14 protein-coding genes are annotated in these 17717 nt (G+C 72.2%); 8 read left to right on the top strand and 6 right to left on the bottom strand.

All coding sequences use genetic code 11. The features are described from left to right. Positions 1-20: 20 nt before the first annotated feature. A complete protein-coding gene (locus ACK8N7_RS24130; RefSeq protein ID WP_500444121.1) occupies positions 21-1502 on the bottom strand; it encodes a sodium:solute symporter family protein in 1482 nt (493 codons plus the stop codon). Positions 1503-1631: 129 nt separating this feature from the next. Here ACK8N7_RS24130 and ACK8N7_RS24125 point away from each other — a divergent pair, with 129 nt between their 5' ends. After that, on the top strand, positions 1632-3149 hold the full coding sequence (locus tag ACK8N7_RS24125) for a PucR family transcriptional regulator (RefSeq protein WP_500444120.1): 1518 nt from the start codon (positions 1632-1634) through the stop codon (positions 3147-3149). Positions 3150-3206: 57 nt separating this feature from the next. Here ACK8N7_RS24125 and ACK8N7_RS24120 read toward each other — a convergent pair whose 3' ends face one another. Both ACK8N7_RS24120 and ACK8N7_RS24115 read right to left on the bottom strand, forming a co-directional pair. Further along, positions 3207-4637 carry an FG-GAP and VCBS repeat-containing protein gene (locus tag ACK8N7_RS24120; RefSeq protein ID WP_500444119.1) on the bottom strand — a complete coding sequence of 477 codons (1431 nt, stop codon included), beginning with the start codon at positions 4635-4637 and terminating at the stop codon, positions 3207-3209. Between the two features lie 319 nt (positions 4638-4956). After that, positions 4957-5310, bottom strand: coding sequence for a PRC-barrel domain-containing protein (locus ACK8N7_RS24115; RefSeq protein ID WP_403212990.1), 354 nt, complete (start codon positions 5308-5310; stop codon positions 4957-4959). 346 nt (positions 5311-5656) lie between these two features. Between ACK8N7_RS24115 and ACK8N7_RS24110 the strand changes: the two genes are divergently transcribed. Next, a complete protein-coding gene (locus ACK8N7_RS24110; RefSeq protein WP_403212992.1) occupies positions 5657-6139 on the top strand; it encodes a MarR family winged helix-turn-helix transcriptional regulator in 483 nt (160 codons plus the stop codon). A gap of 52 nt (positions 6140-6191) precedes the next feature. On the opposite strand, the gene ACK8N7_RS24105 is transcribed toward ACK8N7_RS24110, so the two are convergent. Further along, a complete protein-coding gene (locus ACK8N7_RS24105) occupies positions 6192-6533 on the bottom strand; it encodes a DUF5713 family protein (protein ID WP_403212994.1) in 342 nt (113 codons plus the stop codon). Between the two features lie 270 nt (positions 6534-6803). Between ACK8N7_RS24105 and ACK8N7_RS24100 the strand changes: the two genes are divergently transcribed. The 3 genes from ACK8N7_RS24100 to ACK8N7_RS24090 are packed head-to-tail and all read left to right on the top strand — an operon-like array spanning position 6804 to position 9902. After that, positions 6804-7961, top strand: a complete 1158-nt coding sequence (locus ACK8N7_RS24100) for an acyl-CoA dehydrogenase family protein (RefSeq protein WP_319349036.1) — start codon at positions 6804-6806, stop codon at positions 7959-7961. Between the two features lie 39 nt (positions 7962-8000). Further along, a complete protein-coding gene (locus tag ACK8N7_RS24095) occupies positions 8001-8894 on the top strand; it encodes an acyl-CoA thioesterase (protein ID WP_403212996.1) in 894 nt (297 codons plus the stop codon). Positions 8895-8921: 27 nt separating this feature from the next. Then, entirely contained in the window at positions 8922-9902 is a 981-nt protein-coding gene (locus ACK8N7_RS24090) for a cation diffusion facilitator family transporter (RefSeq protein ID WP_403212998.1), read from the top strand. 61 nt (positions 9903-9963) lie between these two features. On the opposite strand, the gene ACK8N7_RS24085 is transcribed toward ACK8N7_RS24090, so the two are convergent. Further along, entirely contained in the window at positions 9964-10803 is an 840-nt protein-coding gene (locus ACK8N7_RS24085) for a phosphatase (protein WP_403213000.1), read from the bottom strand. 317 nt (positions 10804-11120) lie between these two features. Between ACK8N7_RS24085 and ACK8N7_RS24080 the strand changes: the two genes are divergently transcribed. Together ACK8N7_RS24080 and ACK8N7_RS24075 are read left to right on the top strand one after the other, a co-directional pair. Further along, positions 11121-12842 (top strand): glycosyltransferase family 2 protein, encoded by a 1722-nt coding sequence (locus ACK8N7_RS24080; protein ID WP_403213002.1) that lies wholly within the window; start codon positions 11121-11123, stop codon positions 12840-12842. A 14-nt stretch (positions 12843-12856) separates the two neighbouring features. Then, on the top strand, positions 12857-15856 hold the full coding sequence (locus ACK8N7_RS24075) for an SGNH hydrolase domain-containing protein (RefSeq protein ID WP_500444118.1): 3000 nt from the start codon (positions 12857-12859) through the stop codon (positions 15854-15856). Between the two features lie 50 nt (positions 15857-15906). On the opposite strand, the gene ACK8N7_RS24070 is transcribed toward ACK8N7_RS24075, so the two are convergent. After that, positions 15907-16491, bottom strand: a complete 585-nt coding sequence (locus ACK8N7_RS24070; RefSeq protein ID WP_500444117.1) for a TetR/AcrR family transcriptional regulator — start codon at positions 16489-16491, stop codon at positions 15907-15909. 138 nt (positions 16492-16629) lie between these two features. Here ACK8N7_RS24070 and ACK8N7_RS24065 point away from each other — a divergent pair, with 138 nt between their 5' ends. After that, positions 16630-17538, top strand: a complete 909-nt coding sequence (locus tag ACK8N7_RS24065; RefSeq protein ID WP_403213008.1) for an NmrA family NAD(P)-binding protein — start codon at positions 16630-16632, stop codon at positions 17536-17538. Positions 17539-17717: the final 179 nt, after the last annotated feature.

The raw sequence follows: 17717 nt of genomic DNA, 5'->3' as shown, positions 1-17717 counted from the left end.
GCGTTTGAGGACGGAACCGGTCAGGTGGTGGCCGGCTCCGGGGCGGGGGCCTCGGCCTCAGGCGCGCCCCGCCCTGCCAACCGCTCGCGCCAAGCGGCCAGCACGGCCGCATCCGTAGGCGGCGTAGCCAGCGACACCACGACGTACACGGCCAGCGAGGACAGCAGCCCGTAGTAGATCGGCTGGTTGGCGAGGATGCCGTAGTACGCCATCAGCCCGATCACCGCGACACCCCCCACGCACACCGCCGACAGCGCCCCCGCCGCCGTCCCGCGCCGCCACAGCAGCCCGCCCAGGATCGGCACCAGGAGCCCGCCCACCAGCAGGTTGTAGGCGACGGTCAGCGCCTGGACCACATCGTTCAGAGCGATGGCGATCAGAATGACGGCGATCCCCATGATCAGGATGAACGCCCGGTTCCCCTTGACCTCGTCATGGGGCTCGTCACCGTCCCCGCCCCCACTCCGCACCACGGCCCCCCGCAACCGCGACCAGATGTCGTTGTTGGCGACGGTCGCGCAGGCGATCAGCGCCCCGGAGGACGTGGACATCACGGCGGCGAGCGCGGCGGCGAGCACCAGCCCCCGCACCCCCACCGGCAGCTCGTCCTTCACGATGGTCGCGAAGGCGGCATCCGCGCTCGCCAGGTTCGGGTACATCACCTTTGCCGCGGTACCGATGACGGCTCCGGCGATGGCGTACACGAGGCAGTACGTACCGGCGACCGTCCCGCCCCACCGGGCCGTGCGGTCGCTGCGGGCGGTGAAGACCCGCTGCCAGATGTCCTGCCCGATGAGCATGCCGAAGGTGTAGATGAGGACGTACGTGAAGATCGTCTCGCCGCCGATACCGAGCGGGTCGAAGTACTCCGTCGGCAGCTGGGCCTTCATCTCGCTGAAGCCGCCCGCCTTGACGACGGCGATCGGCAGCAGGAGCAGCAGCACCCCGATGGTCTTGACGACGAACTGGACCATGTCGGTGAGCGTGATCGACCACATGCCGCCGAGCGTCGAGTACGCGACGACGATGGCACCGCCGAGGACGATGGCGACCGTGCGGTTCACGTCGAAGAGGACGTCGAAGATGGTGGCGTACGCGATGGTCGAGGTGACCGCGAGCATCAGGGTGTACGCCCACATGACGACGCCGGAGATGATCCCGGCCCGCCCGCCGTAGCGCAGGTCGAGCATCTCGGAGACGGTGTAGACCTTCAGCCGGGCGATGCGCGCGGAGAAGAAGACGGAGAGCGCGAGCAGGCCGAGCCCGATGGTGAGGACCATCCAGGCGCCGGAGAGCCCGTACTGGTAGCCGAGCCCGACGCCGCCGATGGTGGACGCGCCGCCGAGGACGATGGCGGCCATGGTGCCGGAGTACATCCAGGGCCCGAGGCGGCGCCCGGCGACCAGGAACTCGCTCTTGGACTTGGCGCGGCGCATGCCCCACCAGCCCATGGCGAGCATGCCGGCCAGGTAGACGACGATCACGGCGTAGTCGACAGCCATGGGCTTCCCTCCGTCTCGCGCAACAGGTGCAGTGCGGGTGCAGGTGCGAGGAAGACGGTAGGTGGCCGAAAGGCGGCGCTGAAGTGTACGTTTCCTCCACTCTCACCGCCGAGAACGGACGAACCATCCATGCCGACCCCGCCCGCGCCCTCCCCCGGCCCGCCCGCCCCGCCGATCCCTCTCGCCGAACTCCTGGCCCGGGAGGAGCTGGGCCTGCGCCACATCGCCGGCCCGTCCGACGCCGAGCTGCTCTGGGTGCACACCTCGGAGATGGCCGACCCCTACCCGTACCTCCTCGGAGGCGAGCTGCTGCTCAGCGCCGGGGTGCTGCTCACGGACCCGGACCACTACGTGGCGCGGCTGGTGGAGGCAGGGGCGGCGGCGCTGGGTTTCGGCGTCCGGCCGGTGCACGAGACGGTCCCCGAAGCCCTGATCGAGGCGTGCGACCGCTACGGACTGCCGCTGCTGGAGGTACCGCCGGAGACCCCGTTCACGACGATCGCGCGGGCGGTGTGGCGGCTGATGGCGGAGGCCCGCCACCGCGAGCTGCGCCGGGTGACCCGGGCCCAGCAGGCCCTGGCGACGGCGGCGGCCCGCCCCGACCCCGTACCGGCGGTCCTGCACCAGCTCGCCGCGCAGCTGAGCGGCCGGGCGGTGCTGCTGACGGCGCGGGGCGAGGAGGTCCACGCGGCGGGCCGCCGCCCGCCCCCGGAGGCGGCGGCGGCGCTGGCACGCCTGGCCCGGGTGGTCGCCCGCGAACGCCCCGGCTCCCCCGCGTCGGCCACCGACACCCACGGCGGCACGCACCTGGCCGCGTACGCGCTGGGCGGCGGCGAGGGCCTCGCCCTGGCCCTGGCGACCCGGCGGCGGGAGGCGGGCGACCACACGGTGGCCGGGATCGCGGTGGTCCTGCTCTCCCTCCTGGCCGCCCCGCACCAGGGCGCGGACGCGGCGGACCGCTCGGCGGCGCTGGTACGGCTGCTGCTCGGCGCCACGCCCGCCGAGGTGGCCCCGCTGCTGGGCTCCCCGGACCCCTGGACGGTGATCCACGCCCGCCGCAGCGACGGCACCACGGCGGACGCCCTGACGGCCGGGGCGCTGGGGGCGTCGCTGGGCTCGGCGCTGGTGGACGCGGGGCGGGAGGGCGGCGACACGGTACGGGTCCTGCTCCCGTCGACCGCCGGGGAAGCGACCCGGGAAGCGGGCGGCGGCGAGGAGCCCCCGACACCCCCACAAGCCCCCACCGTGGCCCTGCAACCGGGCTGGACCCTAGGCGTCTCCGCCCCCACCCCGCTCGCGGCCCTGGGCTCCGCCGACCTCCGGGCGGCGCGCGCCCTGGCCCACGCGGAGGCGACCCGCGCCCCGCTCACGGTGGACACCCCGGTCACCGGCCTGGCCGCCCTGATCCCGCCCGACCAGGCGGCCGCCCACGCCCGCACGCTCCTCGCCCCGCTCACCCCGCCGCTGGCCGACACCCTGCGCTGCTGGCTCTCCCTGCACGGCAGTTGGGACCGTACGGCGGTGGCCCTGGCCGTCCACCGCAACACCGTCCGCCAACGCATCGGGCGGTGCGCGGTGTTGCTGGGCGTGGACCTCAACGACATGGACGTACGGGCGGAGTTGTGGTTCGCGCTACGGCAGGAATAGCCGCCGGGCGGCACGGGGCAGCAACAACTCCCCGCCCCGCCGGACCGTCTCCCCCCCTCAGCCCAGCAGCCGCCCGAACTGAACAGCCGACGGCTTCAGCCCCAGGCTGGACTCCCCGAAGGAGACGCTGCCCTTGGTCACCGGCCCCGAGCGGCTGCCCTTGAACAGCCACACAGCACCCTGGTTCGTATTCTCCCCGGGGGCGGCCACCGCGAGCGTGGCCGGTACGCGCTTGGCGGCGGCCACGATGTGGACCTCGCCGCCGAACCGGTCGCCCTTCTCGTCGACGCCGGGGACGTTCTTCGTGGCCTGGCCGATCACCTTCGTGCCCGCGCCCGTGATGCCCGAGGCGCGACCCTTGAACACCAGCACCCCGCCCGCGTCCTTGACCTTGCCCACGTCCTCGCCCGGCAGGCCGACCACGACCTCGCCGTAGCCGTCGCCGTCGAGGTCCGCCACCGCGGCGCTCGCGCCCATCGCGTCGCCGGCCTCGTCGGCACCGGGCACCCCGGCGGTGCTCTGGGTGATCCACTTCGGCTTCAGCTTGGTGTTCTGGCCCTTGGGTCCGCCGTGGACGACCGCCACCGCACCGCCCTTGCTCGGGAAGTCCAGGTCGCTGTCGTACCCGGTGGGCTGCCGGGTGAAGACCAGGTCCGGGTACACGTCCCCGTTGACCGAACCGACCGTCACCGAGGAGTGGTTGAGATAGGTCCCCGGGGCGGCGACGATCGGGGTCTCCTTGAAGCCCGTACCGGTCGACAGGTACAACCCCGTGCCGTCGCAGTCCGGTTCGTCGGTGCAGCCGCTGCGTACGAGCAGGTCGTCCCTGCCGTCGTTGTTGATGTCCACGGCCTGCACGCTCTCGACTTGGGTGCTGCCGTCGGCCGGCAGGACCGTGCGGGTGGTCCCGGCGGAGCCGTCCGCGCCGATGTTCTCGCTCACCACGACCTTGCCGCCCCAGTCGGCGTGGTCGATCCCGGCCACGTCCGTGCGGCCGTCGCCGTCGAAGTCGCCCACCGCGCCGCCCCGGCCCTTGAAGTCGACGGCCCGGGTGCCCAGCCCCTTCGTCCCGCCGAACAGGATGACCTGCGGCCCCTTGGCGGGCCGGACCAGCAGGTCGGTGTACCCGTCACGGTCGATGTCGGCGGTCGTCCCCGCCCCGAACCCGGCGCCCGCCGTCGCCGCCCCCGGCACCCCGGCCGTGTTCTGGTGGACCACCTTGTGGCGGGCCGGGCCGACGCCCTTCGCGTTGCCCGGGTACACCACGAGGTACCCGGCCTTCTTGACACCGGACACCGTCCCCTCGGGCACCGGGACGACCAGGTCCTCGAACCCGTCCCCGTCGAAGTCGACATGCTGACGCGGTACGGGCACAGGCCCGGGCCCGGTCGCCACGGCCGTACCGGCGAGGGCGAGCGGGGTGGCCGCGGCGGTGGCGGCGAGCGCGACAACGATCGCGGAAACGGTACGGAAGCGAGAAGCGGGCAAGGTCCATCCCCCTGAGGTGCACGAACAGTCGGTCGACGCGAGCCCCCGGCCACGACCGCTACCGGTCAAGTGGCTGGTCACCGGCCCACGTGCCAACTGCCAGACCGCTCCCTGTGCTTCGTGAGCCGCGTCCATCAAGCCCTGGTAGGCAGCGTGCCGACGATCGCGATGGCCGTGGTCATCCAGGTGCTCGTCACCGGGACATCGTGAAGCACGTCCCACGACCCGCCCGGAACCGCGCACGCGGGCGGGGCGGGACGCGATGGTTCCGCGTCCCGCCCCGCCCGCTCACCTCTGTACCGTCGGCGTCGCCGTCGGATCAGACGCGACGGTGGCGCCCGTAGTACTCACCGGTCGTGCGGTGGAAGTCCGCGTCGCCGACGTGCTTGTCCTTGTCGAACTCCGGGGCGTCCTTGATCTGGTCCTTCGTGAGGTCGATGTAGACCTTCTTGTCATCGGCGTCGATCCGGCTCACCGTGCCCGCCGGAAGCAGGACGTGCTTGCCGAAGATCCATACGCCGGTGTCGACCACCAGGTACGAGGACGTGACGTCGTCGGAGTGCTTGTCGACCTTGCCGATGCTGCCGTCGGTCGCCTCGACCTTGTAACCGATCAGGTCGGTGCCGGTGGTGTGGCCGGCGGTCGGCTGGTAGCCCCACAGGTTCTCAGTCATAAAAACTCCTTCGATCGCACGTGAATGAATTTGGTTCAGCGGCACGCGTCCCTCGTAAAAGGTGTGCTTTCCGCCGTGCTCACTTCCTGAGCAACCGCTGACAGCCTCGTGCCCGGCCCCCGCGGCACCATGTCTGAGAACTCGTGCGTTTTTCGATCCATTTCGCGGGAATTCGACGCCCCCGCGCCGCGCCCGCGCGCACCGGAGGAAGAATCATGGGTTTCGGAACGGCGAGGGCGTCAACGCTATGAAGGACCTGCCGCAGGCGCGGACGGGGCCGAAGCTCGACCAAGGGTGGCCCAGCATGGGCGTAGAGCGTTCCGGGCCTGATCACAGGCTCCGCGACGTGGCGAAGGCGATGCGCGGGGTCATCGAGCTGCTGGAGGTCCACTGGACGCGGGTGCCCGACGTGACCTCGCCCGTCACCGTGTCCGCGCCGCAGCTCCGCGTCATGTACGTGCTCGAACGCCGGGAGGGCATCAATCTGCGGCACCTGAGCGCGGAGCTGTCCGCCGCGCCGTCCTCGGTGAGCCGGCTGTGCGACCGGCTGGAGGCGCTCGGCTTCGCGCGGCGGTCCTCCAGCCCGTCCAGCCGGCGGGAGGTCGAGCTGCACCTGACCACTCAGGGGCGGGCGCACCTCGACCGGCTGCGGGCCCGGCGCGAGGAGCGGCTGGCGGCCGCCCTGGAGCGGGTGGCACCGGACTCACGGGCCAGGCTCATGGAGGCGGTGGAGACCATCCGCGCCGCACTCACCGTCGCCCATACGGAACCGCCCGCCCCCGGGGCGGAGCGTCCGCCGGACGACGGGTCGGAGCGGCGTACGGGGTGAATCACGGCGGTGGCACGGGCCGGATCGGGCGTACGGAGTCACAGGGGTGGCCTCACCACTCCCGCGCCGCGATCAGTTGTTCCCCGTCCGCGTCCGGGAAGCCGTACGCCTGCGCGATGAACCAGAACGCCTCGCCTATCTCCTCGCGCGCCACCGTCTCGATCTCGCTGCCCGCCGCTTCGAAATCCGCCTCCAGGGCGTTGAACTCCTCGGTCGCCCCCTCCGTCAGCCGGTACAGCGCCGCCAGGTCCCCGGGCCGCTCGGCCTCGATCCGCTCGCACAGGCGCAGGAGCACCGCCCTGCCCCGGTCCAGGACGTGATCCGGGAAGTAGTCGTCCTCGTACAGCGGGAGCAGGAACGCGTGCTCCGCCACCTGCCGGTTCGTGATCGTCACGTTGATGCCCCCATGCCCCTCCGCGCGCCCCGGGCCCCGCCCCGGACGCGTACCGATCCGCTCCCGGCGATCCTGCACCACGCCTCTGACAACGCCCCCGGCCCGGCCTGGCTCGCGCGTGCTCAGCATCACCCTGGACAGCTCCGTGACCGACCGGTAACTTCGAAGGAGAATGAGCAAGCGCTTAGCCATGTCCGGTGAGCGAATGCCCAGCCGACGAACACATCAGCACCAGCCGTCGAACACTTCAGCCGACCAAGGAGGCACCCCGTGCGCCGTACGGTATTCAACGAGGACCACGAGGCGTTCCGGGAGACCATCCGCGCCTTCATCGCCGCCGAGGTCGTGCCGGTGTACGACGAGTGGTTCGCCGCGGGCCAGGTGCCGCGCGAGTTCTACCTCAAGCTGGGCGAGCTGGGCATCTTCGGCATCGAGGTCGACGAGGAGTACGGCGGCGCGGGCATCGACTCGCACAAGTACGAAGCCGTCATCTACGAGGAGACCGCCCGCGCGGGTGTCTCCTTCGGCGGCTCCGGCGTCCACACGCTGCTCGGCCTGCCCTACGTCAAGATGCTCGCCACCGACGAGCAGAAGAAGCGCTGGCTGCCGAAGTTCGCGACCGGCGAGGAGATGTGGGCCCTCGCGATGACCGAGCCGGGCACCGGCTCCGACGTCGCGGGCATGAAGACCACCGCCAAGCTCTCCGAGGACGGCACGCACTACGTCCTCAACGGCTCGAAGACCTTCATCACCGGTGGCGTCCACGCCGACCGCGTGATCGTCTGCGCCCGTACCGCCGCCCCGCGCGAGGACGACCGCCGCTTCGGCATCTCCCTCTTCGCCGTCGACACCAAGTCCGCCGGCTACTCGGTCGGCCGGAAGCTCGACAAGCTGGGCCTGAAGACCTCCGACACCGCCGAGCTGGCGTTCGTCGACGTCAAGGTCCCGGCCGAGGACCTCCTCGGCGAGGAGAACAAGGGCTTCGGCTACCTCGGCACCAACCTGGCCTCCGAGCGCTGGGGCATCGCCTTCGGCGCGTACGCGCAGGCCGCGGCCGCCGTCCGGTTCGCCAAGGAGTACGTCCAGGAGCGCACGGTCTTCGGCAAGACCGTCGCCTCGTTCCAGAACACCAAGTTCGAGCTGGCCGCCTGCCAGGCCGAGGTCGACGCGGCCCAGGCCGTCGCCGACCGCGCGCTGGAGGCCCTGGACGCCGGTGAGCTCACGGCGGCGGAGGCCGCGTCGGCCAAGCTGTTCTGCACCGAGGTCGCCCACCGCGTGATCGACCGCTGCCTGCAGCTGCACGGCGGCTACGGCTTCATGAACGAGTACCCGATCGCCCGCCTGTACGCGGACAACCGGGTCAACCGCATCTACGGCGGCACCAGCGAGGTCATGAAGTCGATCATCGCCAAGTCCATGGGCCTGTAGAAAGCCCACAGCCGGTTCGGTAAGGACTACGTTCTCTTCATGAGCGCAGCACTCGATTCCCTGCTCGATCTGCTCGACCTGGAGCAGATCGAGCGGGACATCTTCCGGGGCATGAGCCGCAGCGCGGTCGTGCCCCGGGTGTTCGGCGGGCAGGTCGCGGCCCAGGCGCTGGTCGCCGCGGGCCGGACGGTCCCGGCGGACCGGGGCGCCCATTCCCTGCACGCGTACTTCCTGCGGGCGGGCGACCCGGGCGCGCCGATCGTCTACAGCGTCGACCGCATCCGCGACGGGAAGTCCTTCACCACCCGCCGGGTCGTCGCCGTCCAGCACGGGCAGCCGATCTTCCACCTCTCCGCGTCCTTCCAGAGCTACGAGGAGGGGCTGGAGCACCAGGCGGACATGCCCGCCGCCCCCGATCCGGAGACCCTGCCCACGGCCGCCGAGATGCTGCCCCGGTATGCGGACCGCTTCAGCGATCCGGGGATGGTGGACCGGCTGATCGAGGCGCGGGACGCCGTCGACCTGCGGTATGTGGACGCGCCGCCGTTCGGCACGGTGGGCGAGGCGCGCGAGCCGCGCTCGCAGGTCTGGTTCCGGACCAACGGCAAGCTCGCGGACGACCCGCTGCTGCACGTCTGCATGGCGACGTACGTCTCCGACATGACGCTGCTCGACTCGGTGCTCCTCGCCCACGGGCGGGGCGGCTGGGCGGTCGGGGACGTGGTCGGGGCGAGTCTGGACCACGCGATGTGGTTCCACCGGCCCTTCCGGGCGGACGAGTGGCTGCTGTACGACCAGGAGTCGCCGTCGGCCTCCGGCGGGCGGGGCCTGGGCCAGGCCCGTATCTACACCGCTGATGGGCGCCTCGCGATCACCGTCATCCAGGAAGGTGTCGTCCGGGTTCCGCGTGCCCCCGGGATGAGCGCCATCTGACGCCCCGATTCGGACATACTCCCCACCATGAGTGACGCGAAAGCGGACAGCACAGCTGATGGCGGGGAGTCCACCTTCACGGTGATCGTGGCGGCTCTCGCCAACCTCGCCATCGCCGTGGCGAAGGCCGTCGCCGGGCTGATCAGCGGGTCGAGCGCGATGCTCTCCGAGGCGGCCCACTCGGTGGCGGACACCGTCACCGAGGTCATGCTCCTCACCGCGCTCAAGCGGAGCGAGAAGCCGGCCGACGAGGACCACCCCCTGGGTTACGGCCCCGAGCGGTACATCTGGGCCATGCTCGCCTCCATCGCCACCTTCGTCGGCGGTGCGGTCTTCTCGATCTACGACGGGGTGCACACCCTGATCGCGGGCGAGGAGCTGGGCAACCCCCTCATCTCGTACATCGTCCTCGGCGTCGCCTTCCTGCTGGAGGGCTATTCCTTGCGCACCGGCGTCAAACAGGTGCGGCGCGAGGCGTCACGGCTGCGGGTGCCGGACACGTACTACCTGCGCCACACCCCCGACACCGCCGTGAAGGCCGTCGTCATGGAGGACTCGGCGGCCCTAGTCGGGCTGCTGCTGGCCGCGGGCGGGCTGCTCGGCGGGCAGCTGACGGGGTCCGGGGTCTGGGACGGGATCGCCTCCTGCCTGATCGGCCTGCTGCTCGTGTACGTGGCCTGGGTCCTCGGCCGGTCCAACGCGCAGCTGCTCATCGGGCGGCCGCTGCCCGCGTCCGTGCGGGCGGGGGTGCGCGAGGAGCTGCTGTCCGTCCCGCACATCGTCGACGTACTGGAACTGACCACGCTCATCCAGGGGCCGGCCGAGATCCTGATCGCCGCGAAGATCGACTTCCGGGACATGGCCACCGCCGAGGAGGTCGAGTGGGCCTGCGAGGAGGCCGAGGAGCAGCTTCGCGAGCGGTTCCCCTCGGTCCAGCGGGTGTATCTGGACCCGACGCCGGGGCGTGAGCAGCGGCGGCGGCGACAGCAGGAGCACCCCAGCCCCTGAAGCCCCTGCTCGTCCCGGTTGCTCCGTTGTTCCGGTTGTTCCGGGGAGACGCCCCGAGCCCCTACGCGGCGGACTCGTCCGCCGCGGCCTCCACGGTCTCGACGGCCTCCACCGGCTCCTCCTCCAGCAGACCCGCCGCGTGCAGCAGGTAATCCGTCATCGGGTCGTAGAAGCGCGGGTCGGTGACGTGGTCGTCCAGGGGAACGGTGACCTGGAGGGTGCCCTCCGCCTCGCCGAGGAACAGGGCCGGGTCGTTGCAGTCCGCGTAACCGATCGCGTCCAGCCCGCGCTGGCCCGCGCAGCCCGCCCAGCCGTGGTCCGCGACGACGAGGTCGGGCAGCGGGCGGCCCAGGTGCGCCATGGCGTCCAGGATGGCCGCCATCGGGGCCGGGGAGTGGGTGTGCCAGAGGGTCGCCCCGCGCTCCAGCATCGCGACATCGGCGAACTGGAAGACCATGCCCTCGTCCGCCATCAGCCCGGAGGGGATACGGACGATCTCGCAGCCCGCCCGGCGCAGGGCGTCCGCCGTCTGCCGGTGCACGTCCAGCAGGCCGCCGGGGTGGCCGGTGGCGAAGAGGACCCGCTCGCGGCCGTCCGCGGCCTTGCGCAGGCGGGCCGCCATCCGCTCCAGGGCGTCGACCGTCAGCTCGGGGTCGATGGTGTCCTGGCCCGCCCGGTGCGCGGGGTCGTCGTTCACACCGCAGCGCTCGGCCATCACCGCGAGCACGTCCTGCTCGTCGGTCCAGCGGTCGCCGAGCTCCAGGCCCAGCCAGTAGTGGCGGTCCCCGTTGGCGAGCTTGCGGTAGTGGGAGAGGTTGTTGTCGCGAGGGGTGGCGACGTCCCCCGCGATGCGCGAACGGACGAGGTGGTCGACGAGGGCGGCGCGGCTGGGTATCGGCATGAACCCATTGTGCCGTCCGGGGTGCGGGGTGTGCCCGGTGTCCCGTACTCAGGACGCTCCCTGCCGGGATCCCGGCAAGTCTTCCGGGACTGTTCACCCTCGCGTGACCTGGCCCTTCCTTCACCGGACGGGTCCGGCCGCTCGAATGGAACCACCCAGAGGTCTGGACCAATCGAACCACGCCAATCCGCTGTCTCATTCCGTCCGTTGCCTCGGTCTCACGCAAGTGGTCTATACCTTTGGCGCTAGGGTGGCCACCGGAAACGAGTACTGAAACAGGTACGGAAACGGGTACATACACAGCCGTGGGGGGCTTTATGACCGTGCATCACCTGCCGCAACCACCGTCCGACGACGAGCTCTACTGGTATTTCGGGCCGCAGCGCCGCTGGGTCCTGGTGAGCAGTTCGCTCGCCTTCGTCTTCACCGCGGCCACCATGTTCGCCTTCGCACTGCGGACGCCCGCCCTCTGGGCGTTCCTCGCCATCCTCGGCCTCAACGTCGTGGCCCTGCTGCTCTCCTCCGTCAACAGCCTGCGCCAGCGCCGGCTGACCCGGCAGTCGCACGAGGTCCTCGTCCACGCCTGGCAGCCCGCCGAACTGCCTTCCGTGGACCTGTACTTGCCGACGTGCGGCGAACCGCTCCCCGTTCTCGCCAACGCCTACCGCGCCGTCGCCGCCGCGGACTGGCCCGGCGCGCTGACCGTCTGGGTCCTGGACGACGGCGACCGGCCCGAGGTCGCCGCGCTGGCCGCCTCGTACGGCTACTCCTACGTCGTCCGGCCCGACCGGGGCCACCTGAAGAAGGCGGGCAACCTCAACCACGCGCTCACGCTGAGCAGCGCTCAGTTCATCGCGATCCTGGACGCGGACTTCGCGCCCCGCCCGGACTTCCTGCGCCACCTCGTGCCGTACCTCGCCGACCCCGCCGTCGGCATCGTGCAGAGCCCTCAGTGCTTCGACACCGACGAGACGATGGGGTGGATCCAGCGCGCCGCCGGCTCGGCGCAGGAGTGGTTCTTCCGCTGGATCCAGCCGTCCCGGGACGCCAGTGACGCCGCCATCTGCTGCGGCTCCAACGCCGTCTACCGGCGCGCCGCGATCGACCTGGCGGGCGGCTTCGCCCGGCTCGACCACAGCGAGGACCTGTACACCGGGCTCGCGCTGCACGAGCAGGGGTTCCGCACCCAGTACGTCCCCGTCCTGGTCGCCAAGGGCACCTCGCCCGACGAGGTCACCTCCTTCGTCAACCAGCAGTACCGGTGGGCGATGGGCAACCTCCACCTGCTGGGGACGCCCGTACTGAAGCGGATGCGCGCACCCTGGCGGATGCGGCTCTGCTTCTACGAGGGTGTCGTCGGGTACCTCACGACGGCCGTGAACACCTTCGCCGCGCCGCTGCCGCCGCTGGTGATGATGTTCTGGTATCCGGACCACATCCGGCCCTGGCACGTACTGCCGCTGCTCGCCCCGCTCTGGCTCTGGCACGTGCTGCTGCCCCGGATCAGCCGGACCCGCTGGCGGGTGGAGGTGATCCGCGCCAACGTCCTCACCAGCGTGGCCGCCGCGACCGCGTTTTGGCACACCCTGCGGGGGCGCAGCGCCGCCTGGGTGCCCACGGGGGCGCAGAGCAAGGGGAGTTCGGGTTCGATGGCCCGCCGGGTGGTGGGCGTCTCGCTGGTCTGGCTCGTCCTGTCCAACGGGGCTGCCGCCGCCGGGATCGCCCTGGCCGTGGCCCGTAACGGGTGGGAGCCCAACTGGGGTCTCCTCCTCTACCTGTTGGTGCAGCTCCAGATCAATGTGCCGTTGATACGGGACCTTTCGGCCGAGCTGCGGCCGGGGGCCGGGGGCGCTGCGATCCCGAAGCCGCGCAGTGCGGGTGCGGGTGCGGGTGGGAGAACCTTCCTCGCCGCCCTCCGCTCCCCCACCGGCATGCTGCCCCGCCGCTGGCCCGAGACCCTCGCCGCATCCGCCGTCCTCCTGCTCACCGGTCTGCTCGCCTCGGGGTGGGTCAACCCGATGCTCCCCTGGTCGAGCTGAAAGGCCTTCTCGCCATGCCCTTCCTCCTTGCTCCCGGCCCCCGCCGGAAGCCCTCCGCACCACCGCTCACACCGCCCCCGTCTTCCCGCCCTGGCGGCGAGTCCGGGCCGAGCCCGCACCGGTCCACGTTCCGGCCCGACATCGAGGGGCTGCGCGCGGTCGCCGTCCTCGCGGTCCTCGCCTTCCACGCCGAGATCCCGGGCCTGGCGGGCGGGTTCATCGGCGTCGACGTCTTCTTCGTCATCTCCGGCTACCTGATCACCGGCCTCCTGGTCCGCGAGGCCATCAGCACCGGCCGGATCCGGCTCGGCGACTTCTTCTCCCGGCGGGCCCGGCGGCTGCTGCCATCGGCCGCCGTGGTGCTCGCGGCGGTGGCGGTGGCCGGGGCCTGGCTGACCGTACCGCTGCGCCGCACCGACCTGGAGTACGACGTCCTCTCCGCGGCGCTCTCCCTCGCCAACTGGCGGTTCGTCTCCCAGCGGACCGACTACCTGGCCGCCGGGCACGACCAGAGCCCGCTGCTGCACTTCTGGTCGCTCGCCGTCGAGGAGCAGTTCTACCTCTTCTGGGCCCCGCTCCTCGCGGTGGTCGTCCTCTGCGCCGCCCGTGCGGTCCGCCGGGGGCGTGCCGTGCGGTCCGTGGTGGCGCTCGTGACCGGGGCGCTGGTCCTCGGCTCGTTCGCGCTGTCCCTGTACTGGACGGAGCACTCCGTCTCGCTCGCGTATCTCGGAACACTCTCGCGCGTCTGGCAGTTCGGCGTAGGCGCGCTGCTCGCGCTGCTGCCGTGGCATCTGCTGCGCGGCCCGCGCACGCTCCGGCTGCTGTGCGGCTGGGGCGGGGCCGCGGCGATCGGCTGGTGCGTGGTGGCGTACGACGCCTCGACGCCGTACCCCGGTTACGCGGCGCTCGTCCCGACCCTGGCCACCGCCGCCGTGATCCTCGCGGCGATACCCGGCCGGGGCGAGCGGAACGTCCAGGGCCCGTACGGGGTCGGGCGGCTGCTGGCGGGCCGGGCGCCCCGGGCCGTCGGGCGGCTCTCGTACACCCTCTACCTGTGGCACTGGCCGGTGCTCGTCCTCGCCGAGGCCCGGCTGGGCGCGCTCGGCTGGCCCGCGAGGACCGCGCTGACGCTGGCCGCCGTCCTGCCCGCGCTCGCCACGATGCGCTGGGTGGAGCAGCCGCTGCGCCGCAGCCGTACGGTCTCCGAACTCCCCCGGCGCGGACTGGCGGTGGGCGTCTCCGCCATCGTGCTGCCGGTCGCGCTCGCCCTGGTGGTGGGCACCGCGACCCTGCACCTGATGGGCCCCGCCACCCCGGTCGACGTCAAGGGCCTGCCGCCGGGGGCCGTCTCCGGGCCGTCGCTGCTCGGGGGTTCCGCAGCGGACGGCCCGGTGGTGCCGAACCCGGCCCAGGCGCGCAAGGACTTCCCGCCGGACCGGGACTGCCAGGTCGCGCCGGAGGTGACCCGCAGCCCGGAGTGCCTGTTCGGCGCGGTGGACAGCCCGGACCGGATCGTGCTGCTCGGCGACTCGCACGCGGGCCAGTGGTTCTCCCCGATGCTGGCACTGGCCGCCCAACGCGGCTGGGCACTGCAGGAGTTGGTCAAGCAGGGCTGCCCGCTGCCGCAGCTGGCGGTGGACAGCCCCCAACTGGGCCGCGCCTACCGGGAGTGCGACACCTGGCGTGCGGACACCCTGGACCGCCTGCGTACGGGGCCCAAGCCCAAGCTCATCGTGATCGCCTCGCTCAACCGGTACACGAGCAACCGCCAACTCCTCACCTCAGCCTGGGAGAAGACGCTCAAGCCGCTGCGGGCGACCGGTGCCCCGATCGTGTACATCGAGGACACCCCCGTACCCGGGACGGACATCCCGGCGTGTGTCTCCGGCGCTCCGGACGACGCCGCCGCCTGCGCCTTCAGCCGGGCGGAGGCGGTTCCGGCCGATCCGCTGGCGCGGCGGATCGCGTCGGGGGCGGTGCCGGGCGTGCGGTCCATCAGCGTGAACCCGGTGCTCTGCCCGGGGGACGGGCCGACCTGCCCGGCCGTACGCGACCGCATCCTGCTCTACCGGGACGACGCCCACCTCTCGAACGTGGCGGCCGTCGTACTGGCCCCCCGGCTGGAGCGGCTGCTGACGGACTCGGGCGCGCTGCCCCCGGCCACGGCCCCCGCGACCCCTGCCGCGCCAGCCGCACCCGGTGCCGAGGGCTGGACCGAGCTGATGCGGGACGACTTCGAGGGTCCGGTGGGCAGCCGCCCCTCCCCCGCCGACTGGCAGTACGACCTCGGGACCTGCTACCCCGGCTGCCCGGCCCCGCAGTGGGGCACCGGCGAGATCGAGACCATGACCGACTCGACGGACAACGTCCGTCTGGACGGTAAGGGTGCGCTGGAGATCGTCCCCACCAGGGAGGGTGAGCAGTGGAGTTCGGGGCGGATCGAGACCGTACGTTCCGACTTCGCACCGCCGCCCGGCGGAGTGCTGCGGATCGAGGCGTCGATCGCGCTGCCGGACGTGACCGGGCCGAAGGCGGCGGGCTATTGGCCCGCGTTCTGGACCCTGGGCGCCCCGCTGCGCGACGGGTACACAGGGTGGCCGGGCGTCGGTGAGCTGGACATCATGGAGTCCGTCAACGGCCGGGACACCGTCTTCGGTTCGATGCACTGCGGGGTGCTGGAGGGCGGGCCGTGCGAGGAGCCCGTGGGCCTGACGTCGGGTCCGCAGGCGTGCGCGACCTGCCGTACGGAGTTCCACACGTACGCCGTGGAGGTCGACCTCGGCGCGCGGGAGGTGCGCTGGTATCTGGACGGCCGGGTGTACCACCGGGTGAGCGCCGGGCGGATGGACGCCGGGACCTGGAAGCGGGCGGTGGACCACGGGGTGTTCCTGATCCTGAACGTGGCGATCGGCGGCAAGCTCCCGGTCGCGGACGGCGCCACGGCCGGGCCAGCCACCGAGCCGGGCCATCCGATGCGGGTCGACCACGTCACCGTGAAGGCCAAGGCGGGCTGAGCCCGGGGCACCCCTGACCGGCCGGGCAGCCCTCCCGGCTGTCCGCCCGGTCAGGGGCTGGGACTCAGGCCTTCGACGGTGAGGGTGAAGAGGCGGTCGGCCTGGACGGCCGGTTCGGCGTGGTGCTCGGTGGCCAGGGCGATGCCGACGGCGAGGGTGATCAGGTCGTGGAAGGTGACGCCCGGCCTGACCACCTCGTCGCGCAGGGCACGGCGGAGCAGGGGGGCCGCCGCCCTTTCGAGCACCGCGCCGCAGGAGTGCTGCACCTGGGCGTCGGTGGAGGTGTCGGCGGGGACGTCGGTGGGGGGCTCGTAGGTGAGGACGTCCGCGAACCCGCGGGCCGAGACGGCGTACCGCACGAGGCCGTGGAGCCAGTCCAGCAGCGCGGCCCGGCTGTCGTCGGCCCGGCTCAGCTGGTCCGCGCGCTCGCAGAGGGCCTGGATGCGTTCCTGGAAGACGGCTTCGAGCAGGGCCTGCCGGGTGGGGAAGTGCCGGCGCACGGTGGCGGAGCCGACGCCCGCGGTGCGGGCGACCTGTTCGAGGGAGGCGGCGGCACCGTGCCGGGCGACCTCGGCCTCGGCCACGGCCAGGATGCGGCTGTAGTTGCGGCGGGCGTCCGAGCGCTGACCGGTCACGTGCTCTCCTTCTCTCCTTGCTAAGTGGTGGGCCCCGCCATATCGTAGCGAGGGCAAAACGGCGGGGCCCGCCGTTTTGTGTTCCCGGGCTGCGCCGTCCCGAGCCGCTCTGTTCCCCATGCATGAGGAGACACCGCCATGGCATCACGTTCCGCCCCCGTACTGGTCACCGGTGCCACCGGACGCCAGGGCGGGGCTGTCACCCGAGCACTGCTGGCCGCCGACGTGCCCGTGCGCGCGCTGGTACGCGACCCGCACTCCCCGCGCGCGAAGGCCGTCGAGGCCCTCGGCGTGGAACTGGTCACCGGAGACCTCACCGACCGGTCCTCGCTGGACCCGGCCTGCGCGGACGCCCGTGCCGTGTTCTCGGTGCAGATGCCGCCGATGGACGAGACCGGCGTCGACTTCGCCGGGGAGCTGGCACAGGCGACCAACCTGATCGAGGCGGCGCAGGCCGCGGGCGTGCCCCAGTTCGTCCAGTCCTCGACCAGCGGGGTCGGCCGGCACACGGAGACCCCTGGGTGGGCGGAGGGCCGCTGGGCGGCCATGGCGGGCTACTTCGACACCAAGCAGGCGATCCTGGAGAAGGTGCGCGGGGCGGGTTTCGCCCGCTGGACCGTGATCAAGCCCGCCTTCTTCATGGACAACCTGCCCCAACTGGCGCCCCACGGGCCCGAAGGCGGCCTGGCGACGGTCCTTCTGCCGGACACGACCCTGGCGCTGGTGGCGACGGAGGACATCGGCGCGGCCGCCGCCCACGCCGTCCAGGAGCCCGACCGCTTCCACGAGGTGGAGCTGGAGCTCGCCGGTGAGCTGCTCACCATGGAGGAGGTCGCCCGGACGCTGTCCACCGCGTGGGGCGTTCCGGTGGAGGCACCGACGATGAGCCTCGACGAGGCCCTCGCGGCGGGCATGCCTGCGTGGGGAGCCGGACACGTCTGGAGCAACGCCGTCACACAGCCGGCCCGCCCCGAACTCGCCCGGGAGCTCGGGATTCGGGTGACCACGCTCGCCACCTGGGCGCGCGAGCACCTGACGGCGGTCTGAGGCGAACGGCCTCCGGCCGGGGCTGGGCGGGGCGGCCGGGGCGCGCCGGTCCGGGAAGGCAGCACGGCAGCACGGCAGACCGGCGGCATGGGCAGATAGGCCACGCGCGGGTCCCTCCCCCGTTACCCGGGGACCCGCGCGAGCCGTCGTGCGGGCCGAGCGCGCTCGTACGACGCGGT

It is taken from the genome of Streptomyces griseobrunneus, from assembly GCF_046713465.1.
In the GTDB taxonomy this organism is placed as follows: Bacteria; Actinomycetota; Actinomycetes; order Streptomycetales; family Streptomycetaceae; genus Streptomyces; species Streptomyces microflavus.
This window is presented reverse-complemented; position numbering and strand designations above follow the sequence as displayed.

Excerpts from the sequence above, each read along its gene's own strand:
- ACK8N7_RS24090 (WP_403212998.1), top strand. The coding sequence starts at position 8,922 with ATGAGTGACGCGAAAGCGGACAGCACAGCTGATGGCGGGGAGTCCACC.
- ACK8N7_RS24075 (WP_500444118.1), top strand. The coding sequence starts at position 12,857 with ATGCCCTTCCTCCTTGCTCCCGGCCCCCGCCGGAAGCCCTCCGCACCA.
- ACK8N7_RS24080 (WP_403213002.1), top strand. The coding sequence starts at position 11,121 with ATGACCGTGCATCACCTGCCGCAACCACCGTCCGACGACGAGCTCTAC.
- ACK8N7_RS24115 (WP_403212990.1), bottom strand. The coding sequence starts at position 5,310 with ATGACTGAGAACCTGTGGGGCTACCAGCCGACCGCCGGCCACACCACC.
- ACK8N7_RS24085 (WP_403213000.1), bottom strand. The coding sequence starts at position 10,803 with ATGCCGATACCCAGCCGCGCCGCCCTCGTCGACCACCTCGTCCGTTCG.
- ACK8N7_RS24130 (WP_500444121.1), bottom strand. The coding sequence starts at position 1,502 with ATGGCTGTCGACTACGCCGTGATCGTCGTCTACCTGGCCGGCATGCTC.
- ACK8N7_RS24065 (WP_403213008.1), top strand. The coding sequence starts at position 16,630 with ATGGCATCACGTTCCGCCCCCGTACTGGTCACCGGTGCCACCGGACGC.
- ACK8N7_RS24095 (WP_403212996.1), top strand. The coding sequence starts at position 8,001 with ATGAGCGCAGCACTCGATTCCCTGCTCGATCTGCTCGACCTGGAGCAG.
- ACK8N7_RS24125 (WP_500444120.1), top strand. The coding sequence starts at position 1,632 with ATGCCGACCCCGCCCGCGCCCTCCCCCGGCCCGCCCGCCCCGCCGATC.